22 protein-coding genes and 2 pseudogenes are annotated in these 25,578 nt (G+C 67.6%); 6 read left to right on the forward strand and 18 right to left on the reverse strand.

All coding sequences use genetic code 11. The features are described 5' to 3' along the window. Positions 1–7 precede the first annotated feature (7 nt). On the forward strand, positions 8–745 hold the full coding sequence (locus JT1_RS17360; RefSeq protein ID WP_169702104.1) for a GntR family transcriptional regulator: 738 nt from the start codon (positions 8–10) through the stop codon (positions 743–745). Between the two features lie 2 nt (positions 746–747). Here JT1_RS17360 and JT1_RS17365 read toward each other — a convergent pair whose 3' ends face one another. The 3 genes from JT1_RS17365 to JT1_RS17375 are packed head-to-tail and all read right to left on the reverse strand — an operon-like array spanning position 748 to position 4,272. Continuing rightward, positions 748–2,505: an FAD-dependent oxidoreductase gene (locus JT1_RS17365; RefSeq protein WP_068329965.1), complete on the reverse strand. Its 1,758-nt coding sequence runs from the start codon at positions 2,503–2,505 to the stop codon at positions 748–750. 48 nt (positions 2,506–2,553) lie between these two features. Then, positions 2,554–3,414: a VOC family protein gene (locus tag JT1_RS17370; protein WP_068329969.1), complete on the reverse strand. Its 861-nt coding sequence runs from the start codon at positions 3,412–3,414 to the stop codon at positions 2,554–2,556. 24 nt (positions 3,415–3,438) lie between these two features. Further along, entirely contained in the window at positions 3,439–4,272 is an 834-nt protein-coding gene (locus JT1_RS17375; protein ID WP_169702105.1) for an alpha/beta fold hydrolase, read from the reverse strand. Positions 4,273–4,451: 179 nt separating this feature from the next. On the opposite strand from JT1_RS17375, the gene JT1_RS17380 reads away from it, so the two are divergent. Next, positions 4,452–5,078 carry a maleylpyruvate isomerase N-terminal domain-containing protein gene (locus JT1_RS17380; protein ID WP_068329971.1) on the forward strand — a complete coding sequence of 209 codons (627 nt, stop codon included), beginning with the start codon at positions 4,452–4,454 and terminating at the stop codon, positions 5,076–5,078. A gap of 165 nt (positions 5,079–5,243) precedes the next feature. Here the strand turns inward: JT1_RS17380 and JT1_RS17385 are convergent, their stop codons facing one another. Then, positions 5,244–6,134, reverse strand: a complete 891-nt coding sequence (locus JT1_RS17385) for an aminoglycoside phosphotransferase family protein (protein ID WP_068329974.1) — start codon at positions 6,132–6,134, stop codon at positions 5,244–5,246. Positions 6,135–6,647: 513 nt separating this feature from the next. Here JT1_RS17385 and JT1_RS17390 point away from each other — a divergent pair. Continuing rightward, positions 6,648–7,721, forward strand: a complete 1,074-nt coding sequence (locus JT1_RS17390) for a hypothetical protein (RefSeq protein WP_068329977.1) — start codon at positions 6,648–6,650, stop codon at positions 7,719–7,721. Positions 7,722–7,757: 36 nt separating this feature from the next. Here JT1_RS17390 and JT1_RS17395 read toward each other — a convergent pair whose 3' ends face one another. Both JT1_RS17395 and JT1_RS17400 read right to left on the reverse strand, forming a co-directional pair. Continuing rightward, positions 7,758–9,008 carry a DNA methyltransferase gene (locus JT1_RS17395; protein ID WP_255218361.1) on the reverse strand — a complete coding sequence of 417 codons (1,251 nt, stop codon included), beginning with the start codon at positions 9,006–9,008 and terminating at the stop codon, positions 7,758–7,760. Between the two features lie 6 nt (positions 9,009–9,014). After that, a protein-coding gene (locus JT1_RS17400) for an IS3 family transposase (RefSeq protein ID WP_169701965.1) occupies positions 9,015–10,207 on the reverse strand; the annotation gives its coding sequence in 2 pieces (ribosomal slippage) (positions 9,015–9,920 and positions 9,923–10,207; 1,191 coding nt in all). An 841-nt stretch (positions 10,208–11,048) separates the two neighbouring features. Here JT1_RS17400 and JT1_RS18570 point away from each other — a divergent pair. Then, on the forward strand, positions 11,049–11,264 hold the full coding sequence (locus tag JT1_RS18570) for a hypothetical protein (RefSeq protein WP_169702107.1): 216 nt from the start codon (positions 11,049–11,051) through the stop codon (positions 11,262–11,264). An 83-nt stretch (positions 11,265–11,347) separates the two neighbouring features. On the opposite strand, the gene JT1_RS17410 is transcribed toward JT1_RS18570, so the two are convergent. Continuing rightward, positions 11,348–11,944, reverse strand: coding sequence for a cadmium resistance transporter (locus JT1_RS17410; protein ID WP_068316641.1), 597 nt, complete (start codon positions 11,942–11,944; stop codon positions 11,348–11,350). Next, positions 11,941–12,300: a Cd(II)/Pb(II)-sensing metalloregulatory transcriptional regulator CmtR gene (cmtR, locus tag JT1_RS17415; protein WP_068316623.1), complete on the reverse strand. Its 360-nt coding sequence runs from the start codon at positions 12,298–12,300 to the stop codon at positions 11,941–11,943. Before cmtR ends, JT1_RS17410 begins: the two co-directional genes overlap by 4 nt. A gap of 273 nt (positions 12,301–12,573) precedes the next feature. Between cmtR and istA (JT1_RS17420) the strand changes: the two genes are divergently transcribed. Further along, on the forward strand, positions 12,574–13,452 hold the full coding sequence (istA, locus tag JT1_RS17420; protein WP_218005633.1) for an IS21 family transposase: 879 nt from the start codon (positions 12,574–12,576) through the stop codon (positions 13,450–13,452). On the opposite strand, the pseudogene JT1_RS17425 reads toward istA (JT1_RS17420), so the two are convergent. Further along, a pseudogene (locus JT1_RS17425) lies at positions 13,443–14,719 on the reverse strand (IS256 family transposase). The gene istA (JT1_RS17420) and the pseudogene JT1_RS17425 overlap by 10 nt on opposite strands. A gap of 115 nt (positions 14,720–14,834) precedes the next feature. Further along, the gene (gene istA, locus JT1_RS17430; RefSeq protein WP_255218359.1) at positions 14,835–15,929 is read right to left on the reverse strand and encodes an IS21 family transposase; all 1,095 of its coding nucleotides are present in this window, start codon (positions 15,927–15,929) and stop codon (positions 14,835–14,837) included. 84 nt (positions 15,930–16,013) lie between these two features. Between istA (JT1_RS17430) and JT1_RS19210 the strand changes: the two are divergent. Then, positions 16,014–16,298: pseudogene (locus JT1_RS19210) on the forward strand (FAD-binding protein); the annotation flags it as partial. A gap of 44 nt (positions 16,299–16,342) precedes the next feature. On the opposite strand, the gene JT1_RS17435 reads toward JT1_RS19210, so the two are convergent. The 8 genes from JT1_RS17435 to JT1_RS17470 form a co-directional block, all read right to left on the reverse strand. Further along, positions 16,343–17,122: a maleylpyruvate isomerase family mycothiol-dependent enzyme gene (locus tag JT1_RS17435; protein ID WP_033098821.1), complete on the reverse strand. Its 780-nt coding sequence runs from the start codon at positions 17,120–17,122 to the stop codon at positions 16,343–16,345. After that, a complete protein-coding gene (locus JT1_RS17440; RefSeq protein ID WP_068329984.1) occupies positions 17,119–17,982 on the reverse strand; it encodes a fumarylacetoacetate hydrolase family protein in 864 nt (287 codons plus the stop codon). The genes JT1_RS17435 and JT1_RS17440 overlap by 4 nt, the downstream gene beginning before the upstream one ends. Next, positions 17,979–19,046, reverse strand: a complete 1,068-nt coding sequence (locus JT1_RS17445; RefSeq protein ID WP_169702109.1) for a cupin domain-containing protein — start codon at positions 19,044–19,046, stop codon at positions 17,979–17,981. The genes JT1_RS17440 and JT1_RS17445 overlap by 4 nt, the downstream gene beginning before the upstream one ends. Before the next feature lie 100 nt (positions 19,047–19,146). Next, on the reverse strand, positions 19,147–19,758 hold the full coding sequence (locus JT1_RS17450) for a gamma carbonic anhydrase family protein (RefSeq protein WP_068329991.1): 612 nt from the start codon (positions 19,756–19,758) through the stop codon (positions 19,147–19,149). Continuing rightward, positions 19,758–21,449: a (2,3-dihydroxybenzoyl)adenylate synthase gene (locus tag JT1_RS17455; protein WP_068329994.1), complete on the reverse strand. Its 1,692-nt coding sequence runs from the start codon at positions 21,447–21,449 to the stop codon at positions 19,758–19,760. The genes JT1_RS17450 and JT1_RS17455 overlap by 1 nt, the downstream gene beginning before the upstream one ends. Continuing rightward, positions 21,449–23,515 carry an acetate--CoA ligase family protein gene (locus JT1_RS17460; protein ID WP_068329997.1) on the reverse strand — a complete coding sequence of 689 codons (2,067 nt, stop codon included), beginning with the start codon at positions 23,513–23,515 and terminating at the stop codon, positions 21,449–21,451. The genes JT1_RS17455 and JT1_RS17460 overlap by 1 nt, the downstream gene beginning before the upstream one ends. Beyond that, positions 23,508–25,133, reverse strand: a complete 1,626-nt coding sequence (locus tag JT1_RS17465) for an FAD-dependent monooxygenase (protein ID WP_068330000.1) — start codon at positions 25,131–25,133, stop codon at positions 23,508–23,510. Before JT1_RS17465 ends, JT1_RS17460 begins: the two co-directional genes overlap by 8 nt. Before the next feature lie 82 nt (positions 25,134–25,215). After that, complete coding sequence (locus tag JT1_RS17470; RefSeq protein WP_068330003.1) at positions 25,216–25,554, reverse strand: PaaX family transcriptional regulator C-terminal domain-containing protein; 339 nt, start codon at positions 25,552–25,554, stop codon at positions 25,216–25,218. Between the last annotated feature and the right edge of the window lie 24 nt (positions 25,555–25,578).

Consider the following 25,578-nt stretch of genomic DNA (forward strand, 5'->3'; position numbering starts at 1 on the left):
CGTTTGCGTGAGTGCACCGCCCGCGTCCCGTGCACCGAAGGGTGGTTCCACCGGTGTCGACCCGTCCCCGGCGCCATCGGTGGCCGATCGGGTCTACGCGGAGATCTTCGCCGAGGTCGCGGCGGGACGTTACGTCGCCGGTGAACGCCTGACGGAGTCGCGGCTTGCCACCGGTCACCGGGTGAGCAGAGTCCCCCTTCGTGAGGTACTCAAGCGGATGGCTGCGGAGGGGATCCTGGACCTCTACCCGAACCGGGGTGCCGTCGTGAGGGTTCTCAGTCGTGAGGACATCCATGACTACTTCGAGGTGCGGATGGCGCTAGAGGGGTTCGCCTCGGAGCTCGTCGCCGCGCACATCGACCGGGCTGACAACCGCGACTACTTCTTCGAGGTGGTTGCCGACATGAGGCGACCCCACCCGGACCATGGGGCGGAGGCGTTCACCGAGCACGACGACTTGGTGCACGGTGGGATCGTGCGCCGGTGCGGCAACAAGCTGCTCGCCCGCCAGTGGCAACTGTTACCACTACCGCTGCATCGGCTACGGCACTTCGCGGGTACCAACACGTGGGATTTCGCCGCCTCCATGCAGGACCACGAGGAGATTCTCGCGGCGGTCACTGCGGGACGACCCGACGAGGCACGCGAGCAGATGGTCGCGCACCTCGATCGGGTTGTCCAGCGGGTGCTGTCCTTGGACCAGAAAGAGTTCGACGGGGTCTTCAATCCCGGCTGGCGTGACTAGTACTACGCGCGCCCGAGGATCGCGCCCAGAGCGGCACGCAACCGAGCAGCCGCGTCCCCGGAGGAGTCGGCTGCCCGCCACCCGATCATGTGGTCAGGGCGCACGAGCAGCGCACCGTCGTCCTCGATGTCCCTGACAGCAGCGAAGTCGCCGTAGCTGTCCTGGTGCTCGCAACCACGACCGATGGCGTGGATGGTGAGGGCGACACCTAGCTCGTCAGCGACGGTGCGGGCCGCCTCGTGCCAGACGTCGCCAGCCACTCCGGTGAGCAGGGTGAACTGTCCTCGACCGCACAGGTCGAGCAAGGCCACTCGACGTTGGTCCCGTGTGAGCCAGGCGTGCGGCAGGTGCCGACCGGGCCGCGTGGAGGGAAAGTAGTGCAACTCCTCGTCACGCTCAGGGATCTCGACGTCGCTGCCGTCGGTGACAACCGCTGCGGAGTCGTAGTGCTGGTTCAGCTCGATGCCGTGGGCGTTGAAGCACAGCAGGGTGCCGGCGAGGGCGGCGTCGAACTCTTGGCGGCGCTGCAGACCCTCGGGCGTCGGCTCGGCGAGCCGCTTGATAGCAGTCTCGAGAGTTTGCTCGTCGCAGTTCGGTGGGACCTGGAGCGCCATGAAGAGTGGAGGCATGAGGTCGTTGCTCCGCGATGCCCGGTCGACGATTTGGCGACCTACTGGAACCCGCTCATCCCGATAGGTCTCCAGCAGCGCGGATGAGGCCTGCTCGCGCAGCACGAGCGCGAGCTTCCAGCACAGGTTGAAGCTGTCTTGGACGGAGGTGTTGGAACCGAGTCCGTTCATCGGGGAGTGCCGGTGAACGGCATCCCCCACGCAGAAGATGCGTCCAGCGGTGTTGTCGGTGGCCACCATTTTGTTCACCGCCCACGTGGACATCGACTCGACCCGGACAGGCACGGACGAGTCCCCGATCAGCTTGTGAGCGATACGTACGCCGTTGGCGTCGCTCAGGTCTGCCGGACCATCGGAGGGTTCGAAACCCCAGACCCCCACCCAGCGCGTCCATGGACGGATCATGCGCAGGACACCGATACCGTTGCCGTCGTGGCCCACTCCGGGCTGGATGAACCAGTACATGTCACCCTGCCGGTGACTGACGAGGTGGCTCAGATCGGCCTCGAAGTCGACGTTGATGGAGCTACTCACGCCCATCTCGCCCTCGAACGGCAAACCAGCCTGCTGAGCGACGATGGAGTTACCTCCATCGGCCCCGATCGCGTAGCGAGCTCGGATCGAGTACTCGCCACCGGTGACCCGGTCTCGGACATGCGCAACGACGTGGTCGCCGGCGTCGGTGATCGTCAGCAGCTCGGTGTTGAACCGGACGGTGCTGCCGCGAGAGGAGGCGGTGTTCACGAGGATGGGTTCGAGGAGGTGCTGCGGTATGTCGCAGATGCTTGTGGGGCTGGCCAGATCGTGCTCAGCCTGGAAGCGGGGGTGGGTGTACCACGTGCGTAGGCGTCCCAGCTCTTCACCGGAGAGGCTCGTGGCAAAGACGTGCTCGCCCATCTGGGACTGAGGGGTTGCCCAGCCGGTCACCTGATCTTCGATGCCGAGGTCGCGGAATACCTCGAGGGCGCGTTGGTTGGTGATGTGAGCGCGTGGCGAATTCGCCACGCTCGCGTGCTTGTTGATGGCCATGCAATCGATGCCGTACGTCGCCAGCAGTGCGGCGGCCGTAGCCCCTGACGGTCCGGCGCCGACGACGAGGACCTCGGTCTCGACTTCGTGTGGTGTACTTATGGATTCTCCTGGAAAGCGGTGGAATGCGTCGGGAGTGGCGCGAGGTGGTCAGTGTCGGTGTCCCCAGAGATCGGGGCCGGGGATCTCCCGGACCTCCCAGCAGTCGTCGTCGATGAGGATGCCGCCGCTGCCGAACTCCGTGTGCACGCCCACAGGAGAGGTCGCGTAGAAGGAGAACATGTTGTCGTTGGTGTGGCGGCCGAGCGACATGGCAATGGGGACGCCGCTGTCCTGGGCCAAGTCATAGGTGCGTCCGACGTCGTCGATCTGCTCCACCTCGAGCATGAAGTGATGGAGGAAGGGCTCGTCGATGCCGAAGAACGGCCCGTCGACGAAAGCGACGCTGTGATGGCGTGGGTTGGTGTGCAGGAATGTCGCCTGAAAGGGCTGGCGCATGGTGTCACTGACCTTGAAGCCCAGGGTGTCCACGTAGAATCGTTGCAGCGCGGACACGTCCGGCCCCGCGAGAACCACGTGACCGAGTCCCATGTCCCCGGTGATGAACCCGGGGATGTCGCGGGCGGAGGTGAACTCCCCATCGCCGTCAGCTGCCCCCGTGTACAGCTCGGCGCGGTTGCCGGCGGGGTCGCGGAAATGGATCATTCGCTCGACGCGACGGACTTCCAGCTCGAGCTGGCTGGCCTCCTCGAACCGGACGTCGGCATCGCTGAGTTCATCGGCCGCGGCAGCGAACGCGCTGTTGTCGGCGATCTCCCAGCCGTAGTAGGCGCCGCCGTCGACGTGGCTGGGTTCGACCGTGATCCGCTGGTATCGCTCGTCCATGCGGAACTGAGTGGTCCCGCCTTCGCCAGGCGTGGCCTGTAGTCCCAGGAATTCTGTGGCGTACGTGGTGAAGGCTTCGGGGTGGGTGGAGTTGAGCCCGAGGTAGCCCAGTTGCTTGATATCCATGGCTGTGGTCCTTTCGGCTCGCGCTCAGGCGGCCGTGTCCTGCGAAGGGAGGAGGAAGTCGAGCGTCAGACGGGCAAAGAGTTCGGGATGCTCGATCATTGCCCAGTGACCGCAGCGGGGGAGGAAGATGCCTGTCGAGTCCTCAATGAGCTGGAGAATGCCGTAGGCGAAGTCCGGGGGGCAGACCTTGTCGTCCTTGCCGTTGACAACAAGGGTCCGCGTCTTGATCTTGGCGATCTCGTCGTGTGGATATGCCATTCCGACGTCGCGCACCCACGCCATTGTTGCCGCATAGGCTTCGCGGGTTGCTGGATCGATCGAGGCTTGGTAGCGGTAGTCGATCTGAGCGTCTGAGGCCCGATAGTCCGGGTTGGTCAACGCCGACACCACCTGGCGCATGCCTTCAGGGGTGAAGTCGTAGTTGACGATCGTCGACAACTCGGGGCTGACAGTGTTGCTGTAGCCGGCACTGCCCATGAGGACGAGGTTGGCGACCAGATCAGGGCGCTCCATCGTCACTCCGAGCGCGGTGGCCCCGCCCATCGAGTTGCCGATGAGGTTGACGCGTTCCAGTTCGAGCGCCTCGATGAAGTCGATGAGCTGTTGATTACGCGTGTCTTGGTCGTAGGTGAATGCCGCAGGGTCGGGCTTGTCCGAGCGACCGAAACCGACGAGGTCAGGGACGATGGCTCGCATCCGCTGACCGAAAATGTCGGCCGAGCCGGTCATCCAGTTGGACCATCCGTCGGCTCCGGCGCCGCCGCCGTGGATGAGGATCACCGGCTCACCGGTCCCCACCTCGTAGTAGTGGGTTCGGAAGGAGCCCGTCGTGATGTAACGCCCTTCGTCCATCTGCATGTGTTCTGACCTCGTTGTCGTCGCTGGCTCATGTATTGTTATACAATGCTATGCAGCATAGGGCGGCACAGAAGAGGGCGTCAAGAGGGTCCAGGCGACAGTCACTGAAGGTGCGCGACCGATCGCCGCGGGGCGGACAGGGCAGCGGGGTCGTCGACGGTTTTGAGACGCTGTGGGCCATGAGTGACCTCGATCAGGAAGCAGATCTGGCCATCGACCTGTGTCTGGCCGCGGAGGAACGGCTCGAGGCCACGGCAGCCGCCCTCGACGACGAGGACGTGCGGGCGCCGAGCCTGCTGCCGGGCTGGTCCGTGGGTCACGTCCTCACCCACCTCGCCCGCAACGCCGACGGGCACGCTCGTCGGGTCCGGGGCGCGCTCGACGGCACGGGTCTGGCCAAGTACGCCGGCGGGGAGGAGCAGCGGGCCGGGGAGATCGAGGACGGTTCAGGTCGACCTGCTGCCGAGATCCTCGCCGATCTGCGCTCCAGCCAGGAGGCGCTGCGCGATGCCTTCGTCGAGGCCCAGACGCAGGGGTGGCCGTACGGGTACCTCACCGGTGGCGAGGGATACCCCGTGACCGCCTGCCCGGCGCACCGGTTGCGTGAGGTGGAGATGCACCACGTCGACCTCGGCCTGTCCTACACCGCGGCCGACTGGCCGCAGGAGTACGTCGCCTGGGACCTCGGTGTCCTGCTCGCCACGCTCCCGGAGCGGCTGGATGGGGAGGATCGGCAGATGCTCATGGCCTGGGTCGCCGGGCGGGGCCCGGTGGACCCGGCCTGGTCCGCGGACCCGTGGGGATGACGGCGGCCCACCCCTTCGGTGGCTGAGGAGGTCGCGCAGCGACCGTCTCGCGACACGGCGGCAACACCGACGAGATCACCTGCCACAACTCATCACTGATCACATCGCCACGAACCATGCCATCCACCCTGCGCCGCCCCACGCCCGATCATTGGCAGACACGCCCTAGGCCAAGGCGCGGTCGAGCGACGCCCTGCCCAGGGCCCCCCACGCAGGCTTACCTCCCGGGACTCCTCGAAGACCGTTCTGCCCCATCAACATCAGGAACAGGCTTTTCAGGAGAGCGTGACCTCGAGCTCGGCGAACCATCGCCTCATCGGCGCCCGAGTAGACGGCAAAAAATCGCTCAGCAGCGCCATCCGGTAGCAGCACCCACGCGGCAGCGATATCAGCGGCGGGATCACCGGCATGCACGCCTTCAAAATCGACAATCCCGGAGATGCTGCCGTTGTTGACCACGACGTTGGCTGGATGCAAGTCGCCGTGCACCCACACCGCAGGGCCGTCCCACGCGGGGGCCGCGGTCGCGTCATTCCAGATCTCCCGCGCCCGTGCGCCTTGCCCGTCGAGCGTCGCCGGGTCCAGAGCAGAGAAGAAGTAATCAAATCCGTCGTCGCAGTCCTTCGGATGCGCGGCCCGACCAACGGTGTCCATAGGTGCGTCCGCGGGCGCTGTCCGATGCAGCGCCTCAAGAAATCCACCGAGGGCTTCAGCTGCATCATCGGGGCGAGTGATCACGGTCTGGTCCAAGGGCAGTCCAGGAATCCACGTCACTACCGTCCAGATCTTCGGCAACGCCCGTGATGGCACCCCCTCACGGACCGGGACGGGGATGGGCAAAGGAAGGCGCGGAGCGAGCTGCGGCAACCAAAGTCTCTCCAGAAGCTGTGACTCCGTCGTGGCGTTCATCCGCTGGACGCGAACGGCAAGATCCTCACCCAATCGCCACATTTGGTTGCCCCACCCACCGTCGACCTCATGCAACGGTAGTTCCGCAAGATCCGGATGCTGGTCCCTCAACAGTTCACGAATGAGTTCGGGGCCGACTTCAGTCATGCCCAGCAACCTACGCGAAGGTCGGGTCGATCAGAATCCTCTCCAAACGCACGCGCAGAATCCTCCGATCGTCGGGAAGCGTGATCAGAATTCACCAGTGCCAGACAACAGGACTCCTGACCGCGCCAGATACCCGCCAGGGCTGAATATCAACGAGCCATCGGCCTTTGACAGTCAGTAGCGCCGACCACCTTGGCTGGACGCGACATCATGCCGCACGGCCTCATCGGCGGAGTGCGCCCAACCAGAATCTTCGTATCTTAGATAGAAATCGCGTTGCTCCAATTTTGAGCGCTTCTCGACATGGGCCGCCTGTGCGATGAACGGTCATTGCCATCGCAGTGTCGCATTTGACGATCGTCAACGCACACACACTGGTGCTCGGCATGGGGACGGTTCCCTGGGTAGCGCGGAACATGTAAGGCGAGGGTGCAGATCCGGGCCCGTGGCACGATGAATGGGGTGGTCCCCACATCGTCTCCAGCCAACCGTGCTGCGCTCTGGATCGTAAGCGTGCTCATCGTGGGGTTGGGAGTGAGCTGGATATCGTCGGCCACACAGGCCAAGTGGTGGATTGTCCTGCTAGTTGCCGTGCTGACGGTCGTCATCATGCTGACCTTGCCCGGCGGGTTCTTCAGTCGTTCCACCGGCGGTTATGGGCCGACCCCCTTGGGTCGAGGCGTCTCCATCGTCCTGCTCAGCGCCTATATAGGGTCTGCTCCATTATTGGCAAATGTGGACAACATCGCCTTGAGTCTCGGGTCCATCGCTCTCCTGTGGTTAGCCGCCGTCCTGATGACATGGCGATCACTTCGGACCCAAGCACACATAGGCGACGTAGCGACGGGGGTCGCGTGCCTGCTGCTCGGCATCTCGATCCTGCTGCTCGGGGTCACGACCCTCATCAACGGCACCCCCCTGGACGGGGTCGCGTACCTGCTGCTCGGTACCGCGAGCATGCTGTTCGGGGTCGCTGCCCTCATCAACGTCGGCCCCTTGGAGGGGGTCTCCGTCCTACTGGTCGGGGTCGCAGTCCTGCTGCTCGGATTCGGGGACCTCGACCGCGACCCCCTGCTTGGGGTCGCACTCCTGCTCTTCGCCGCCGCGCCCCTGGTGGTCGGAGTCAGGGGCCTCATCAACGGCGCCGGCGCCACCACGGTCCGGGCCACGGCCCGGCCACTCGGAGGCGTGCTCCTGCTACTCGGTGCCGCGAGCATGCTGTTCGGGGTCGCGGGTCTCATCAACGGCGCCGCCTTGGAGGGGGTCGCGCTCCTGCTGTTCGGCGTCGGGACCGTGTTGTTGGGGGTCGCGGCCCCCATCAACGGCACCACCCTGCTCAACATCGCGCTCCTGCCGCTCGGGGTGGCAGGCACGCTCTTTGGAGTCGCGGCCCTCATCAACGGCACCACCCTGCTCGGCGTCGCCATCCTGCTGCTTGGTGCCGGGGCACTGCTGTTCGCGACCACGCTTCTTCCAGTCGACTACAGTCCGGCACGCTTCGCACACATCGGTCGGCGACTCCTCCAACGCGACCCTTCCAACGAACATTCTCGCCCCGACGCGAGTGAGACACCTCAAGACCTCTGACGCCCGCTCAAGGCCCAGTACTGCTCTGTTGGAGGTCTAGAAAAGTCCTGACTGCTCCGCGGTCTCGGCCTGTCGCTTGGCTTCGATGTACGGACGTAGCATCGGCGGCAATGCTGGGCCTTTACCCTTAAGCAGGTCAGCGATGGTCACATGCTGGAGGCGTGGGAACGCCTGCCCGTTGGCTGGGTGGGTGTAGACCCCTCCGTGAGCGATAGCGTCATTTACCCCCTTCGTCGCCGGAGCCAACGTCACGAGGATGCCCATCTCAGCCTTCTGCGCGGTCAATGTGCCGTCGAGGTCGCGCACCATCGAGGGGGTAATGGTCTTCCCCCCCTTGATGGAGACGAGAACGCGGCCGACATTCTTGCCCTTGGAATCGAGGAGGAAACGCCCAACACCGTCAACACCCTTGTCCCCTACCTGCTTCTGGTTCGGCTGAGCCGCCACCAACGTGACCGCCCAACGTTCGAATTCGAACGCTGACTTCGTGAACATCGCCTGGGCAGCCCCGAGGTCCTGAGGGATGCCGTTGGTCGTGAACGTGTCTCGTATCGAGTCGCCGAAGGTGTGCTGGAGTCGCTTGATGATGAGGTCGATTGAGATGTACGTGATGTCGATCCCGATCCACCGTCGCCCCAAGTTCTGCGCCGCGTCGACGGTGGTCCCGCATCCGCAGAACGGGTCAAGGACTACGTCACCGGGGTTGCTGCTGGCTTCGATGATCCTCTCCATGAGTGCCAGTGGTTTCTGAGTCGGGTACCCGAGACGTTCGGCAGCTTGGGAGTTCAGCGGGCGGATATCTGGCCAGATGTCGGCAAGCGGCATGCCCGCTGCGTCCTCTACGAAGAACTTGAGCCGGGGGGTTCCCCTCGAGGTCCAGTAGATGTATCCCGCTTCGTCGAGCTGATCGAGCTTCTCCTGCGTCGTTGCTCCCGCTGTGACGATTCCTTGGTCAACGAGGTACTTCGGCAACGCCCAATGCCGATTGATCGAGGTGGGGTTAACCTCTCGCCATGGCTTACCGCTGTCGCCCGTCCTCGTGTCCGGGCCGGTCAGGCTGATGTCTTGGAACCGCCGACCTGAGTCGTCGGTCTTGGCGAACTTGGTGTCGAGGTAGTCCTCCTCGTACGGTCCGTACTTCTGGTTCCAGGTGTAGGCGGCTGACTTGCTGTACATCAACACCACGTCGTGCAAGGGCGCGTACCGCTTCGCCGACCCATGCGCCCCGGTTCGCTTCCAGATAATTTCGTTCCGGAAGAAGGGGACTGCTGCACGAACGGGTGACAGGTTGGGTCACGCAGCCTGAGTGGCGGGCGTGGTCATGATGGCTTCGTATTCAACAGGGGTCAATCGTCCGAGGCCGGCCTGGCGTCGGCGTCGGTGGTAGGTCCTCTCGATCCAGGTCACGATCGCGATCCGGAGCTCCTCGCGGGTGGCCCAGGCGCGGCGGTCGAGGACGTTCTTTTGGAGCAGTGAGAAGAAGCTCTCCATGGCCGCGTTGTCCCCGGCCGCACCGACGCGGCCCATGGATCCGACCATGCCGTGCCGGTTGAGTGCGTGGACGAATTTCCTGCTTCGAAATTGCGATCCTCTGTCCGTGTGAACCACACAGCCGGCCACGTCGCCGCGCCTGGCGACCGCGTTGTTCAGCGCCGCGACCGCCAGTCGCGACTTCATCCTCGAGTCGATCGAGTAGCCCACGATCCGGTTGGAGTAGACGTCCTTCATCGCGCAGACGTAGAGCTTGCCTTCCGCGGTCCAATGCTCCGTGATGTCCGACAGCCACAACTCGTTCGCGGCATCAGCCTTGAACTCGTGCCGGACGACGCCGTGCTTGTCGACCACGGCGCACAGGTCGTCGTGGACCGGTGGACCGGGCTTCTTCGCCTTGCCGTGCTTGGGCTTGCCGAACACCGACCACCACCCCAGCTGGGAACAGATCCGCCACGCGGTCCGCTCCGCCATCGCCTCACCTGCGATAGCGGCCTCGTCGACCAGGAACCGATACCCGAACTCCGGGTCGTCCTTGTGGGCGTCGAACAGCGCGTTGGCGCGGTAGGCCTCGACCAGTTCTGCGTCGGTGACCGGCGCCTGGAGCCAGCGGTAGTAGGGCTGGCGAGCGATCTTGAGTACCCGGCACGTCACCGTGACGGGGATCCCGTCGACGGCCAGCTCGCGGACGAGCGGGTACATCATTTTCCCGGCAGATTGGCCTGCGACAAGTAGGCAGCCGCCCGGCGCAGCACCTCGACTTCTTGCTCGAGGAGCCGGTTGCGCCGCTTCAACTCGCGTAGCTGGGCGTTCTGGTCCTCGGTCATCCCGGGCTTGGTGCCGTCTTCGACGTCGGCGGCGCGCATCCAGGAGTTCAACGTGGTCTGGTGGATCCCGAAGTCCTTCGCGATCTGCTCCAGCGGGGTCTTCGGATCCCGGCTCCTGGCGACACGAACAACGTCGTCACGGAACTCGCGGGGGTAGGGCTTGGGCACAGCGACATCCTCTCAAGCCTGCCCGTCGGGCAAGCCAGTTCAGTTGTCACCTATTCGTGCAGCAGTCCCCTTGATTGCCGTCAGCCCGCAGAAGTTGCCGTCGCTACGCACGCGAGCAGGCGGGCTCTTGCCCTACCTCAAGCTTCCATTTTCCGGAGACGCAATCAAAGCGGTGAGGGTCGGACCAAGCAGTGCGCCTCGGCAGGGAACTGCAGTCGAGAAGCTCCTCGCGGGGCAGGGGCTGGACGCTGATGTATCCACCTCAAGTGCGCCCTACCGACACCGCTAGAGCCAGCGCCCGGCAGCAAACTCGACCCGGCCCACTGTCGTCTTATTCCGGTTCCTGGAAACCTGACCGCGGCCGGAAACTAAACGTCGGGACGTCGTGCCCACCCGCGCGTATCGCTACGCCATCCCAGAACTTGTCAGGAACGTCCGACTGCCACCGCGGGGACTCAAGCGACTTCAATGCGCCGGTGCTACTCCCCGTCCACAGCTTCTTAGTTCCAAACAGCCCGAGCTTGACCCCACCAAGCCCAGCTATGTCATTGGTCGTGGCGACGAACCCTGATGTGGTCAGTACGTAGTACCACCGACGGAAACTACGCTCGCCGGAGTTTTCTTTTACGAAGAGCACGGCCCAGCCCAGCCCGACTTCGACGAACGTGGCATCGGGTAGCCCCCCACCGGGAGTCTTGCGCCGACGCACAGCTGGCGCACCACGCGGGATCGGCGGTCGGGCAGAAGACCCCTGGCGCTTCCTCCCAACCTCCTCGTAGAGCGTGATCTCCGGGGCGTTGCCGGAACTTCGCAAGAACTCACTAGCCTTCAACAACCGCGCATGCAGCGGACCGGACACGAACGCCGCACTCGCCTGCTGCGCTTGCTGTTCAACATCGATCCTGCGCTGACCCTCAACTCTCTCAGCAGCCTGTCGCCCAATTTCCCTCTTGCGGGCACGGTCCCGCATTTCATCTTCGAAAGATCCGACCATGCCAGCGAGGCTAAAGGTCTCGAGGACCCTAGGGCAGACCTCGACCGGGTTGCTGCTCACTGACGTCTGTCACTGAGCCGAGGGTAATGCGGTGACGATCCTGTGCCGGACCGCCACCGGACGGACCTGACCGGTCTCGTTCATTGCTAGAGACCAAATGCTCCGCCGGTGACGAGGATGACGATGCCGAGGCCGATGAGGACGATGGGGAACAGGATGTGTTCCCAGCGTTCGAGGATTTCAGCGATTGGTGGGCGGGTGGCGACGAATTTGGCGAGTGCGACCAAGACGGCGACCAGCGCGAGGAAGACGATGCAGTAGGCGACGACCGCTAGGGGATCCACGCTGAGGAAGACGGGGGTGTAGACGCCGATGTTGTCTCCGCCGTTGGCGAAGGTGACACCGGCGACGGTCCACGCGCCGATCTTCTTGCCAGCGACCTTCGCGTCGTCATCATCATCGTCGCCGCGCCAGGCGTTCCATGCAGCCCAGAGACCGAGGATGAGGGGAATGAGCCCGAAGTAGGGAATGGCCTCGGAGGGCAGGAAGGCGCCGGCTCCGATGGTCACCAGCACTGCCGCGCCGAGGATGCCAGCGAACCCGAGGTACTGGCCGACCAGGATGCGGGTGGTGGTGCCGCGCTGGCCCGCGCCTCGAGCGAAGAAGAGTGACAGCACGATGATGTCGTCGATGTTGGTGGCCATGAACAGGCCGATGGCCTGGAGTGTCGTGGTGAGCATCAGGCGTCCACCTCTCCTGCGCAGCAGTCCGGGACCAAGCAGCCTGGATCGATGCATGGGGAGCTTTCGTCGACAGCCAGGGTGATGTCGACCAGCGCCGCCAGTGCCTGTGCGAGATGTGAGTCGACGATTTCATAGCGGGTCCTGCGGCCCTCGTGCTCAGCAATTACGATGCCGCAGTCGCGCAGGCAGGCCAAGTGGTTGGACACGTTCGAGCGAGTCAGGTCCAGGTCCCGGGCCAGCTCTGCCGGGTAGGCGGGACTGTCGAGCAGGGTCAGGAGGATCTGGGATCTGGTCGGGTCGGCCAGTGCACGGCCAAGACGGTGCATCGCGTCCAGCCGGGTATTAATGGTCAGCATCTGGTGAACTATACAGCAGATGCTGAATGATCTAGGCCCGAAGCGGATGAAGGTGCTTGCACGGCAAAATCGTCAATTGCGGCACCTCAACGTACGGCTCGGTGACGTTCGTATTCGAGCCGCCTCGTCGAGTCTCGCCAGACGGCCCAAAATCCGGCTCGAAACTGATGGCTCAGAAGTAGAGTGGCCCGAAAGCCGTCGGTTTGTCGACGACGCTCGAAAATGAGGCCATAGCGACGGTCGAAAATGAGGCCACCCAGACAGATTGGATGGGTGATCTCTGTGGAGGATTGGGCTCTGGTCCGGCGGCTGGTGGCGGATGGTGTTCCGCAGCGTCAAGTCGCCCGGGACTTGGGTATCGGACGGGCGACGGTCGCGCGGGCTGTGGCCTCGGAGGGGCCACCGAGGTACGAGCGGCCGGCGGTGTCGACGTCGTTCACGCCGTTCGAGCCGGCGGTGCGGCAACTGCTGGTCACGACCCCGGACATGCCCGCGACGGTGATCGCCGAGCGGGTCGGGTGGACCGGGTCGATCACGTGGTTCCGTGACAACGTGCGGCGTCTGCGCCCGGAGCATCGGCCAGTTGATCCGGCGGACCGGCTGATCTGGCTGCCGGGGGACGCGGTGCAGTGCGACCTGTGGTTCCCGCCGGTGCGGATCCCGCTCGAGGATGGCACGGGGGCGGTGCTGCCGGTGCTGGTGATGACCTGCGCGTACTCACGGTTCACGCTGGCCCGGATGATCCCGTCCCGTCACACCGCGGATCTGCTGCTGGGGATGTGGGATCTGCTGATGCAGCTCGGGTCGGTACCGCGACGGTTGATCTGGGACAACGAGGCCGGGATCGGACGCGGTCGCCGTCATGCTGAAGGGGTCGGTGAGTTCACCGGGACCCTGGCCACCACGCTGCAGCGCTGCAAGCCCTACGACCCGGAGTCCAAGGGACTGGTCGAGCGCAGGAACGGTTACCTCGAGACCTCGTTCATGCCCGGTCGGGACTTCGCCTCCCCGGCGGACTTCAACGACCAGGTCCAGGACTGGTTGACGCGGGCGAACGCGAAGGTGGTGCGCACGATCAAGGCCGCCCCGGTCGAGCGAGCCTGTCAAGTTGTCTGTGTAAGCGGTCTGGATCTCGTCGGTTGTTACAGGTAGGCGTTGATGCGGTCGGGATAGACGAGGGCGAGCTCTCCCAGGGCGGCTTTCCAGCCTTGGATGACGGAGCCTTCGACGAGCTTGCCGGGGGCCTTGCGGGGAGCGCCTCGGGGCAGTCCGGCTTCCTTGGCTCGTTCGCGGGCCCTCTTGTCCTCGATGTTGCGGATGGCCAGCCACAGCAGCTTGATCGCGGCCGCGTCGCTGGGGAAGTGTCCGCGGTTCTTGATGATCTTGCGCAGCTGGAAGTTCAGCGACTCGATGCTGTTGGTGGTGTAGATGACCTTGCGCAACGCCGGCCCAAAGGCCAGGAACGGGGTGAATCGCTCCCACGCGTTCTCCCAGGAGGCCACCGCAGCGGGGTACTTCTTGCCCAGGTTCGAGTCGGCGAAGGTGGCCAACGCGATCAGCGCCGCGTCCTCGTTCGGCGCGGTGTAGATCGGACGCAGCAGTGCCGCGACGGCCTTGCGGTCGGTGTAGGAAACGAATCGCATCGAGGCTCGGATCAGGTGCACGACGCACGTTTGGACCATCGCCTGGGTCCAGGTCGCCTCGATGGCCTCGGGGAAGCCGGTCAGACCGTCGCAGCAGACGATCAGCACGTCCTTGATGCCGCGGTTGGCCAGCTGGGAGCACACGCTGGCCCAGAACTTCGCGCCTTCGCTGGCTTGGACCCAGATGCCCAGGACGTGCTTGACGCCGTCCATGTCCACGCCGACGGCGATGTGCGCGGCGCGATTGGCCACGTGTGCGCCGTCGCGGATCTTGACCACCAGAGCGTCGAGGTAGATCACCGGGTAGAACGCCTCCAACGGGCGGGTCTGCCACGCGGTGACCTCCTCGGCGACGGCGTCGGTGACGTTGCTGATCGTCTCGTGGGACAGCTCGGTGCCCAGCGTCGCGGCCAGTGGTGCTGGATGTCGCGGATGGTCATCCCGCCGGCGTACAGCGAGATGATCATGTCTTCCAGCCCACCCAGGCGCCGGGCGCCCTTGGGCACCAACGCCGAGGCGAAGCTGGAGTTGCGATCCCGCGGCTGGTCCAGGCCGATGTCCCCGACCTCGGTACCGACCGTCTTCGGGGTCCTGCCGTTGCGCGAGTTGCCCGAACCATTCCCTCCCGGGTCACCCTTCTCGTAGCCCAAATGGTCGGTCAGCTCGGCGTCCATCCCGCGCTCGAGGACGGCCTTGATCATCTCGGGCAGGAACCCGCCCTCACCCGTGAGCGACACGCCTCGTTCATCGGTGGCGGACATCAGTTTGTCGAGCATCTCGTCGTCGAAGAACTCACGACGTAGCCGTCGAGCCTCCGGCTCCTGCTCGGACTCGCCCTTCTTCGGCTTGGTCATAGCCATAGTCAATCTCCTTCAGTAGGAGACCCGCCCCTTACACAGACCATCTGACACCCCCACGCTCGTGGTCCGCGACCAAGCGCCCGCCGTGGCGGACCTGCACCCGGGACAGGTCCGCGCGCACGTCGACGAAAGCGCCGATCATGCTCGGGTCGACGGAGTAGTCGTTGCGGTCGACGCGCACGTAGTAGTCGCGCCCGAGCCGGACCCGGTTGGTCCACCCCACCGACGGCGGCACCGGGGGCAGCGCCAGCATGCCTGCGCGATCGTCGGCCAGGAGCTCGACCGGGGCGGCCTTGATCGTGCGCACCACCTTCGCGTTCGCCCGCGTCAACCAGTCCTGGACCTGGTCGTTGAAGTCCGCCGGGGAGGCGAAGTCCCGACCGGGCATGAACGAGGTCTCGAGGTAACCGTTCCTGCGCTCGACCAGTCCCTTGGACTCCGGGTCGTAGGGCTTGCAGCGCTGCAGCGTGGTGGCCAGGGTCCCGGTGAACTCACCGACCCCTTCAGCATGACGGCGACCGCGTCCGATCCCGGCCTCGTTGTCCCAGATCAACCGTCGCGGTACCGACCCGAGCTGCATCAGCAGATCCCACATCCCCAGCAGCAGATCCGCGGTGTGACGGGACGGGATCATCCGGGCCAGCGTGAACCGTGAGTACGCGCAGGTCATCACCAGCACCGGCAGCACCGCCCCCGTGCCATCCTCGAGCGGGATCCGCACCGGCGGGAACCACAGGTCGCACTGCACCGCGTCCCCCGGCAGCCAGATCAGCCGGTCCGCCGGATCAACTGGCCGATGCTCCGGGCGCAGACGCCGCACGTTGTCACGGAACCACGTGATCGACCCGGTCCACCCGACCCGCTCGGCGATCACCGTCGCGGGCATGTCCGGGGTCGTGACCAGCAGTTGCCGCACCGCCGGCTCGAACGGCGTGAACGACGTCGACACCGCCGGCCGCTCGTACCTCGGTGGCCCCTCCGAGGCCACAGCCCGCGCGACCGTCGCCCGTCCGATACCCAAGTCCCGGGCGACTTGACGCTGCGGAACACCATCCGCCACCAGCCGCCGGACCAGAGCCCAATCCTCCACAGAGATCACCCATCCAATCTGTCTGGGTGGCCTCATTTTCGACCGTCGCTATAGCCTCATTTTCGAGCGTCGTCGACAACAGGTGGTGGATCGGTCGATGGCGTACGGGTAGCACCTTCAGCGAGGGGTCCGAAGGTCTCCCCGTACTACGCCGTCATGGTACAGCCGTCTATCACGTTCACCTTTGGGGGAGTTGCTATCGACACCGACGCGCAAGTGCTTGGCCACGATGGCACCCCTCTTCCAGATCTTTTCGCAGCTGGCGCCGACGCAGGCGGTCTTTCCCGCTACGGATATGTCGGCGGTCTCGCGCCCGCTTTCATCACGGGTCGCTGGGCAGGCCGACATGCAGCCCGTCTGGCCCTACGAACGGCCAATTCACCTTCAACGGAACAGCTGCCGTAAAGCAGAGAGAGTGCCGGAGGGAGCCGATCCTTGGCACCGGCGGGTCAGAACCAGCGCGGGATCTTGGGCAGCTCGCCGGTGGTGCTGGTCAGTCGGCGTGCGCCACGGCCGGTGAGCCAGCGGACGAGGTCCGCCGTGGTGCCGGTGACCGTGGGGCCGGTCCCCTCGCCCACGGTGACCTGCTCGCCGCGGTCGGCGGGGGCGAGGACGATCTCGACCGCCTCCGGGCGCCGCGCCCACGCCCGCACGACGTCGGCGAGGAGCTCGTCGAGCAGGTCGGCGGGGAAGTCTCGGAAGGAGCCGGCGTTGTCGAGGTCCACGGCGTGGACCCAGACCTCGCGGGCGCGCATCCAGGCGGTCTCGCGAGCCGGGACGGTGCGTCCCTGCGCGGTGCGGACCTCGTGGTCCCACTGATGGTCGGTGAGGTCGCGCCACTCGACGTTCAGGTGGACCTCGGCGTGGGCGAACAGGTTCCGCAGCGCCCGGGCAGGCAGGGTGGCGCCTCGGTCGATCTCGGCGTTGCGCTGCTCGGTCGAGGCGTACATCGGCGTCTCCACGCCGGTGCGCGCCCACTCGCACAGCCGGGTGAGCGCGCGGGCGTTGTAGCCCACGTGCGCGACGAGGGCCGCGCGGGTCCATCCGGGCAGCAGGCTCGGGCCGAACAGGTCCTCGTCGGTCAGCTCGTTGAGCTTCCGTGCGAAGTACGCCGTCCCCGTCCGTGCCCACGCCAGCTCTCGGGCCGGTGCGTCGGCGGCGTCGTACCGGGCACCCGCGCCCTGACGGCGGCGCAGCTCCTCACGGGCCTGCTCGAGCGTGGTGCTCATACGCCCACCGTGGCCGGCGTCTGCTCGGCGGCGCCCGCGACTTTCTCGGCGACCGCCACGTTGACGACGTCGCCGATGCCGTCGATCGCGACGGACACGGTCTGCCCGGCGGAGATGTAACGGCCCGGCTTGCGCGCGTGGCCGACGCCCCCCGGTGTGCCGGTGGCGATGACGTCACCGGGGTTGAGCGTGAAGATCGTCGAGATGTACCGCACCAGGGCGACGGCGTCGAAGACGAGGTCGTCGATGCGGGCGCGCTGCATCTCCTCCCCGTCGAGGCGGGTGACCAGCTCGGCGTCGGCGGGCAGCTCGTCCGGGGTGACGAGGACCGGGCCCAGCGGGGTCGAGCTCTCCCACGCCTTGCCCTGGAACCACTGGGGACTGCGGTACTGGTAGTCGCGCATGGTGATGTCGTTCATGATCGTGTACCCGGCGATCGCGGCCTCCGCCTGCTCGGCGTCGGCCCGGCGAACGCTCCTGCCGACGACGACGGCGAGCTCGCCCTCCCAGTCGATCTTGTCCGACTCCGGCGGGACCTGAATCTCGTCGCGCGGACCGATGAGGGCCTCGGGGAACTTGGTGAACAGCGTCGGGTGCTCCGGCAGCTCGCGGCCCATCTCGAGGATGTGGTTGCGGTAGTTCAGGCCGACGCACACGATCTTGCCCGGTGTGGTCACCACCGGGGCGAGGTCCGCCGTCGTCAGGTCGTGCTCGGTGCCGGCCGCCTGGGCGACGGCGGCGAGGTCGCCGCGACGCAGCAGGTCCGCGACGTCGGTGTAGCCGGTCAGCTCGACGGCCTTGTCGCCGTCGACCCGGGCGGCGACGGTCCCGGAGGCGGTGCGCAGGGTGGTCAGTCTCATCGGTCGGCTCCCTCGATGTAGGTGCGGTCGAAGTGGAGACGCTCCATGATCGGGGCGTCGGAGAAACGGAACAGGTCGAAATGGGTGTCGGCCTGGAGCGACCACGACACCCACGACGGGACGACGAACATGTCGCCGATCTCGAGCTGGTGCTCGGTGCCGTCCATGACGACGGAGCCCGAGCCCTCGAAGACCTGGAAGACCGTCGAGCCGACCTCGCGGCGGGTCGCCGTCGCCGTGCCCGCGCGCAGGCGGTGGAACTCGGCCCTGATGGTCGGCATCACGTCACCGCCGGTGGTCGGGTTCACGTAGCGCACGGCCGCGTGACCCTGCTCGACCGTCGCCGGCTGGCCCTCCTCCTCCAGGAGCAGCTGCTCGGTCAGCGCACGGTCGGTGTACTCCCACCGGTATGCGCCGATCGGCGAGGACACGGTGTTCTGCAGGCCGGAGAGCGGACGCAGGCCGGGGTGGCACCACAGCCGCTCGCCGCGGGAGTAGTTCGGGGTCGCGTAGTCGGTGACGCGCTCGGAGCCGAACTCGAAGAAGCCCACGTCGTTGGTGTAGGAGAACGGGATGTCGAGACCGTCGATCCAGGCCATCGGCTGGTCCGTCTCGTTGTGGTGGCCGTGGAAGTTCCACCCCGGGGTCAGCAGGAAGTCGCCGCGCGACATGCGCACCGGGTCGCCGTTGACGACCGTCCAGACGCCCTCGCCCTCGACGACGAAGCGGAAGGCGTTCTGGGAGTGGCGGTGCTCCGGAGCCGTCTCCTTCGGGCCGAGGTACTGGATGGCTGCCCACAGGGTCGGGGAGACGTAGGCCCGCCCTCCCATGCCCGGGTTGGCCAGGCCGATGGCGCGGCGCTCGCCCCCGCGCCCGACGGGCACCAGGTCGCCCGACTTCTGCGCGAGCGGGTAGAGCATCGACCACTTCCACACGTGCGGCACCGCCTTCGGCGAGGGGCTCGTGGGCATGAGGTCGTCGATCTGGGTCCACAGCGGGATCATGTGGTTCGCCTCGAACCCGGCGTAGAGCTCGCGCAGCTCGGGGGTGTCCTCCGGCTGCATTGCGTTCTCGACGTCGCTGTGCTCGAGCGGCTCTTCGGTGGTGGTCATCGTCTGATCCTTTCGAAACGTGTGACGTGCTGATTTGGCAGTTCGGTCACCGTCAGCCGGTGACTCTTGCTTCGCGGATGGGAACGGCATCGTCCGAGCCGAAGGGCAGCGCCGGGCGGTCCGCCTCGGGGGCTGTGAGAGGGATGACCTCCTCGAGCCGCTCGTGCGAGAGGACAGCGATTTCGTGGTACATCCGGGTGCCGTTCGCCTTCCACTCCAACTCGGTGTCGGAGAGTTCGCGGACCACGTGAGCCGGGGAGCCGAGCACCAGGTGTCCGGCGGGAACCTGCATCTCCGCAGGCACAAGCGAGCCCGCCCCGACGAAGGCACGCTCACCGACCCGTGCGCCGTCGAGCAGGACGGCGCCGATCCCGATGAGCGCGCCGGTCCCCACCGTGCACCCGTGGAGCACCGCCGCGTGCCCGACATGCCCGTCCTCGCCGATCACGGTCGTGCGGCGGGGAAAGGTGTGCACGACGCAGCCGTCCTGCACGTTCGAGCCCGCACCCAGCACGATGCCGCCGAGATCGGCTCGCAGGGACGCGTGCGGACCGACGTAGCAGCTCGGCCCGACCACCACATCACCGATCAGGACCGCGCTTGGATGGACGTACGCTGTCGGATCGACGACCGGGGTGACCCCGGCAAATGCGTAAGCCGGCATCAGAGGCTCGCGCGGATGCCAAGCCCGGCAGCGAGACGCTCCGCGATGTCGGTGCGGAGCGCCTTCTTGTTGATCTTGCCGACCTTCGTCGTCGGCAGCTCGTCGGTGGCCTCGAGGTGCTCGGGCCACTTGTACCGGGCCACCCCGGCCGTCTCCATCGCGGCGTGGACGTCCGTGAGGCTCACGGACTGCCCGTCGTGCGGGACGACGTAGACGCACACCCGCTCGCCGAGGACGTCGTCGGGCATGGCGACAGCGGCGACGAGCCGGACCGCGGGCAGCTGGTAGACGAGGTTCTCGACCTCCTCGGCGGAGATCTTCTCCCCGCCGCGGTTGATCATGTCCTTGTCGCGGCCCTCGACGATGAGGTTGCCCATCTCGTCCGTGCGGCAGATGTCGCCGGAGCGGTACCACCCGTCGGTGGTGAAGGCGCGGGCGTTCTGCTCCTCGGCGCGGTAGTACCCGCGCAGCGTGTACGGGCCCTGGGTGATGAGCGAGCCGTGGGTGCCGCGGGGGACGGGGTTGTCGTGCTCGTCGACGAGGAGGACCTGGTCGGCGGGTGACATGGGGCGGCCCTGGGTGGTGAAGATGATCTCCTCGGGGTCGTCGAGGCGGGTGTAGTTCAGCAGTCCCTCGGCCATGCCGAACACCTGCTGGAGCGTGCAGCCGAGCGTGCCGGGGACGCGGCGGGCGACCTCGTCGGCCAGCCGGGAGCCGCCGACCTGCAGCACCCGCAGGGACGCGAGCTGGCCGGTGGGGTTGGCCGCCTGCTCGTCGAGCCACCGCTTGGCGATGGCGGGGACGACGGCGGTGTGGGTCACGCCCTCGCGCTCGATGGTGGCGAACGCCCGTGCCGGCGAGGGGCTGGGCAGCATGACGACCGTCCCGCCCACGAGCAGGGTGCCGAGCACGCCCGGGCAGGCGAGCGGGAAGTTGTGCGTCACCGGGATGCTCACGAGGTAGACGGTGTCGGCGTCGAAGCCGCAGATCTTCGTGGACTCCTTGGCGTTGTAGGCGTAGTCGTCGTGCGAGCGGGGGATGAGCTTGGGGATGCCGGTGGTGCCGCCGGAGAGCAGGAAGAGGGCGACGTCGGAGGTCGCGGGCTCCTCCGCGTCCCACCGGGCGCGGTGGGACGCGGCCTCGGCGTCGTCGGCCGGCGCCGCGCACAGGGCGCGCAGGTCGACGGACCCCTCGGCGACGTGTTCGCCGGCGACGAGCAGGTAGCGCAGGCCAGGGTTCTCGGCGGCGAGCTCGAGTGCGAGCCGCTGGTGGTCGAAGTCCTTGACGACGTCCGGCACCGCGACCGCGACGGCCTCGGCGTGGGCGACGAAGTAGGACACCTCGTGGCGCCGGTGCCCGGGCAAGGCCATCACTGGCACGATCCCGGCCCGGAAGCAGGCCAGGGTGAGCACGACGAACTCCCACCCGTTGGGCAGCTGGACCACGATGCGGTCACCCGCGGCGATGCCGAGGTCGCGCAGCCGGGAGGCGGCGGCGTCGGCCCGGGCGACGAGCTGGGCGTAGGTCAGCCGCACCTCGCCGTCGACCACGGCGACGTCGTCCGCGTGGGCGTCGGCGGCGGTCCAGAGGTGGTGGCCCAGGCTCTTGCCCTCCCAGTACCCGGCGGCGGTGAACCGCTCGACCAGCTCGGCGGGCCAGGGGACGATTCCTTCGGAGATGGGGCGAACCATCACGACTCCTTCGTGGTGACGACAGCGTCGAGGGCGACGAGCCCGTCCGCGGTGACCCGCAGCGGGTTGATCTCGACGTCGCCCAGGTGGGGGTGGTCGAGCAGCAGGGTGCCGAGCGCGCTGAGCAGGGCGGCGAGCTCGGACCGGTCGAGGGCGGGCGAGCCGCGGAAGCCTTCCAGGAGGGCGCGCCCGGCCAGGTCGTCAGGCATGGTGGCGGCCTCGGCGGGGGAGAGCGGCGCGACGCGGAGGCTGACGTCGGCGAGCGCCTCCGCCACGGTGCCGCCGAGCCCGAGCAGGACGACCGGGCCGAAGACGGGGTCCCTGCGCGCGCCGAGGATCAGGTCGACGCCGGCCGGGGCCATGGCCTCGACGAGGAACCGGTCCGCGCCGGCGGACCGCAGCCCGGCGAGGGCCTCGTCCAGCCCCTCGTGGCTGCGCACGCCCAGGCGGACGCCGCCGATCTCCGTCTTGTGCAGCACGGCGGCGTCGAGCAGCTTGACGGCGACCGGGCCGCCGAGCTCGTCCAGGGCCGCGTGCGCCTCGGCGTCTGAGCCGCAGGCGCGGCGCGGCATGGTGCGCACGCCGAGCTGCGCGACCAGGCTCTTGGCCTGGTCCTCGTCCCACGAGGTCCGCTCCGCAGGTACCGGCGTCCCGTTCTCGCCGGTACCTGCCGGTCGGGCGGTCGCGGCGCTGCGTGCCAGGCCGTGCTGGCGGCGGGCGTCCTCGACCAGCGCGGCGACGCCGGTGGCCAGCGCTGTCGGGGCGCCGTACGCGGCGACGCCGTTCTCGTGAAGGCGTCGGCGGATCTCGCGGACCTCGTCCGGCGCGCCGCCGAGGCCGACGAGCGTTGGCACGGTCGTGCCGGCGGAGGCGGCCGGGACGGTGGCGGCCAGGTCGATGCTGTCCGGCTCGGTGAGGGCGTAGGTGGCGACGGCGTCCACGGCCGGGTCGGCGGCGACGGTCTCGAGGACGGCGCCGAACGTCTCGGCCGGGCGGCCGGTGTCCACGGGGTTGAGCTGGTAGGTCAGCGGGGGCAGGAGCTCCCCGAGCTGCGCCACCGTCGCGTCGCCCAGCGTCGGCACAGCCACGCCGTGGCCGCGGAGGCTGTCCATGAGCATCAGACCGGGCCCCGCCTGCGCCGTCACGATGCCCACGCCCGGGTCGGCCGCCGGGGCGAGGCGGGTGTGGGAGAGCGCGGCGACGGCGTCGACCAGTTGCTGCTCGTCGTCGACCAGGATGGCGCCGGCCTGGCGCAGCGCCGCCCGCGTGGTCCGCCAGGACGTGGCCAGGGCGCCGGTGTGGGACTGGGCGAACTCGGCGACGTCGTTGCGGCCCACCACGAGGGCGACCACGGGCACCCGCTGGGTCAGCGCCCGCACGGAGTCCACGAGGCGCCGTCCGTCCGCGACCGACTCCACGTGCAGCGCGACCACGCGGGTGGCGTCGTCGTCACGGAGGTGGTCCAGGACGTCGGGGGCGGTGACGTCCGTGGCGTTGCCCAGCCCGAGGGCGAGGCTGACGCCCAGGCCGGCCTCGGCGAGGAGAAAGGACAGGGCGTGGTTGATCCCGCCGGAGGCCGCGACGACGGCGACCCCGCCGGCGGGCACGTCCGCGGCCGCCGGGACGAAGCTCGCGGTGAGCTTCTGGGCGGGGGAGAAGAACCCCGAGGTGTTCGGCCCGAGGAGTCGCACGCCGGTGCGGCGGACGGCCTCGAGCAGGGCCGCCTGGTGGACGGCGCCCTGCTCGCCGGACTCGGCGAACCCACCGGCGCAGACGAGGGCGGCCTTGGTGCCGGCCGCGGCGGCGTCCTCGACGGCGGAGGCGCAGGCGGCGGCGGGCACGCACAGGATCGCGAGGTCCATCGGGGCGCCGAGGGCCTGCGAGGCCGCCGCGACGGAGGCGTGCAGCCCTGCGCCGGGGTCGGGGTTGCGCGAGTTGACGAGCCCGAGGGCGCCGTCGAAGCTGCGCAGGGAGCGGGCCATGACGGCGCCGAGCTTCGCGCCGGAGCGCGAGGCGCCGACGACGGCGACGCCGCGCGGGGAGAAGAGGGGTCGCAGGTCAGACACCGGTGCCTCCCGCGGTCGCGACGAGGTCGGCCCGGCCGGAGAGCACCAGGGTGGCGGCGCGGTCCTCGTCGGCCTGCTCCTCCACCAGGGCGACCGGCAGGCCAGCGGCGAGGCGGACCTCCTCGGCGAGCAGGACCCGGGTGAGCGGCGTCCCGCCGTGCACCGCGACGAGCGCGGGTCGCTCGGCGCGGCAGGCCGCCACCGCGGCCGCGGCGCCGGTTACGCCGTCCTCCGTCTCCGGGGCCGTGAGCCACAGCGCCCACGGCTCGTCCTTGCCCGGCGCGCTGCCGCCCTCGACGGCGCGCCCGCCGTCTAGGGCGGTGGGGCACTCGGCGAGCGGGACCGCGGCGCCGCCGTCGTCGGTCACGAACCGACGCCCGTCGCGCTCGACGATCCGCACGGTGCGGCCCGGGAAGGTCACCTCGCCCAGGTCGAGCGGGGTGCTGAGCGGGTCGTTGCCGTGGCGCTCGCGCCAGGCGGCGTCGACGGCGGCGATGAAGTCGGGGCCGCGCCGGGCGATCTTGGCGCGGCCGATGGACCGGCTCATGAAGTGGAAGGCGAACTGCGTGGGGTCGAACGCGGCGTGGTAGCGGCCGAAGTGCTCCCACCAGGACAGGCTCGGCTGGGCCGAGCCCTGGATCTTCTCCACCGAGGGGCGGGCCGCCGCCTCGTACGCGGCCAGGGCCTGCTCGACGTCGTCGTGCTCGGCCACGGCGAGGGCGAGCTCGATCGCGTCCTCCATCGCCATCTTGGTGCCGGAGCCCACCGAGAAGTGCGCGGTGTGCGCGGAGTCGCCGAGGAGGGCCAGCCTGCCGGCGTGCCAGGACGCGGCCCGGCGGGTGCGGAAGTTGCCCCAGCGGGAGTTGTTGACCAGCAGCGGCTGCCCGTCGATCTCGTCGGCGAAGAGCTCCTCGAGGTACTTGCGGCTCTTCTCGTCGCTCGGTCCCGGGGGTTGGGTGACGTCGAACTTGTCGAGGCCGGCGCGGCGCCAGGTCTCCTCGTCGGTCTCGACGATGAAGGTGCTGACGTCCTCCGAGATGGGGTAGCCGTGGACGGCGAAGACGCCGTGCGGGCCCTCCTTGTGGACGAACGTCAGCCCGTCGAACATGTACGAGGTCCCGAACCAGATGAACTTCGCGCTCGCCTCGACCGCGGTCGGCCGGAACGTGTCGGCGCAACGCTCGCGGGCGCGGGAGTTCGCGCCGTCGGAGGCCACCACGAGGTCGTGGTCCGCGAGCACGTCGTCGACGTCCACCTCGGTCTCGAACCGCAGGTCCGCGCCCTCGGCCCGGGCGCGCTCCTGCAGGAGCAGCAGCAGCGTCTTGCGGGAGATGGCGGCCATCCCGTTGCCGCCCACCGTGATCCGCTCACCCTTGAGCCGGACCTCGAGGTCCTCCCAATGCGTGCCGTGCTCGCGCAGCGCGTCGATGAGCACCGGGTCGGCGTCGTTGATCTTCTTCAGGGTCGCGTCCGAGAAGACGACGCCGAAGCCGTAGGTGTCGTCGGCGCGGTTGCGCTCGTAGACGGTCACCCGGGCGTCCGGCCGGCGCTGCTTGATGAGCGTCGCGGCGAACAGCCCGCCGGGACCACCGCCGATGCAGGCTACAGAGAGCGACATGGAATCTCCTACGCGTTCACGTCATCGTGGCCACCATGTGGCTAGCCAGGCCGGCCAGTCTGCGACATTTGGCAGACGGGCGTCAAATAGTTGAAGCGGACATCTGCACTGGTTCCTCACGTCGAGTTCCGGTTATGGAGTCAATGGCTCGCTCTGCCGCAGGGAGCAAGAGTTCGGACGCCTCTTTGAACAACTGATGGGCATCGTGGCCGCACCAACGGGCGGGCAACAGTTCCAGCGGCAGACCAAGGTCGCGGAAGGGGAACTTCCGCCACTCGTGGAAGAGCTCGATGCGTGTCACCAGTGCCTCGTCCGGCGCGAGCCGGCCCGAACGGTAGCGGGGCAACTGGGCACGGAAGCGCTCGAGGAACGCCTTGTAGTCGGCGTTGAGGGCGTCGAGGTCCCAGCAACGCTCAGCCATGTCGCGGTCCGCCGGCAGCCCCTC

The sequence above is a fragment of the Janibacter terrae NBRC 107853 genome (genome assembly GCF_001591405.1).
Classification (GTDB): Bacteria; Actinomycetota; Actinomycetes; order Actinomycetales; family Dermatophilaceae; genus Janibacter; species Janibacter terrae.

Bases quoted from the DNA above. Each gene is read 5' to 3' on its own strand.
- JT1_RS17465 (WP_068330000.1), bottom strand. From the start codon at position 25,133: ATGTCGCTCTCTGTAGCCTGCATCGGCGGTGGTCCCGGCGGGCTGTTC.
- JT1_RS17445 (WP_169702109.1), bottom strand. From the start codon at position 19,046: ATGCAGCCGGAGGACACCCCCGAGCTGCGCGAGCTCTACGCCGGGTTC.
- JT1_RS17435 (WP_033098821.1), bottom strand. From the start codon at position 17,122: ATGAGCACCACGCTCGAGCAGGCCCGTGAGGAGCTGCGCCGCCGTCAG.
- JT1_RS17440 (WP_068329984.1), bottom strand. From the start codon at position 17,982: ATGAGACTGACCACCCTGCGCACCGCCTCCGGGACCGTCGCCGCCCGG.
- JT1_RS17370 (WP_068329969.1), bottom strand. From the start codon at position 3,414: ATGGATATCAAGCAACTGGGCTACCTCGGGCTCAACTCCACCCACCCC.
- JT1_RS17375 (WP_169702105.1), bottom strand. From the start codon at position 4,272: ATGCAGATGGACGAAGGGCGTTACATCACGACGGGCTCCTTCCGAACC.
- istA (WP_255218359.1), bottom strand. From the start codon at position 15,929: ATGAGGCCACCCAGACAGATTGGATGGGTGATCTCTGTGGAGGATTGG.
- JT1_RS17455 (WP_068329994.1), bottom strand. From the start codon at position 21,449: ATGGTTCGCCCCATCTCCGAAGGAATCGTCCCCTGGCCCGCCGAGCTG.
- JT1_RS18570 (WP_169702107.1), top strand. From the start codon at position 11,049: ATGCAGCGGACCGGACACGAACGCCGCACTCGCCTGCTGCGCTTGCTG.
- JT1_RS17380 (WP_068329971.1), top strand. From the start codon at position 4,452: ATGAGTGACCTCGATCAGGAAGCAGATCTGGCCATCGACCTGTGTCTG.
- JT1_RS17470 (WP_068330003.1), bottom strand. From the start codon at position 25,554: ATGGCTGAGCGTTGCTGGGACCTCGACGCCCTCAACGCCGACTACAAG.
- JT1_RS17385 (WP_068329974.1), bottom strand. From the start codon at position 6,134: ATGACTGAAGTCGGCCCCGAACTCATTCGTGAACTGTTGAGGGACCAG.
- JT1_RS17450 (WP_068329991.1), bottom strand. From the start codon at position 19,758: ATGCCGGCTTACGCATTTGCCGGGGTCACCCCGGTCGTCGATCCGACA.
- cmtR (WP_068316623.1), bottom strand. From the start codon at position 12,300: ATGCTGACCATTAATACCCGGCTGGACGCGATGCACCGTCTTGGCCGT.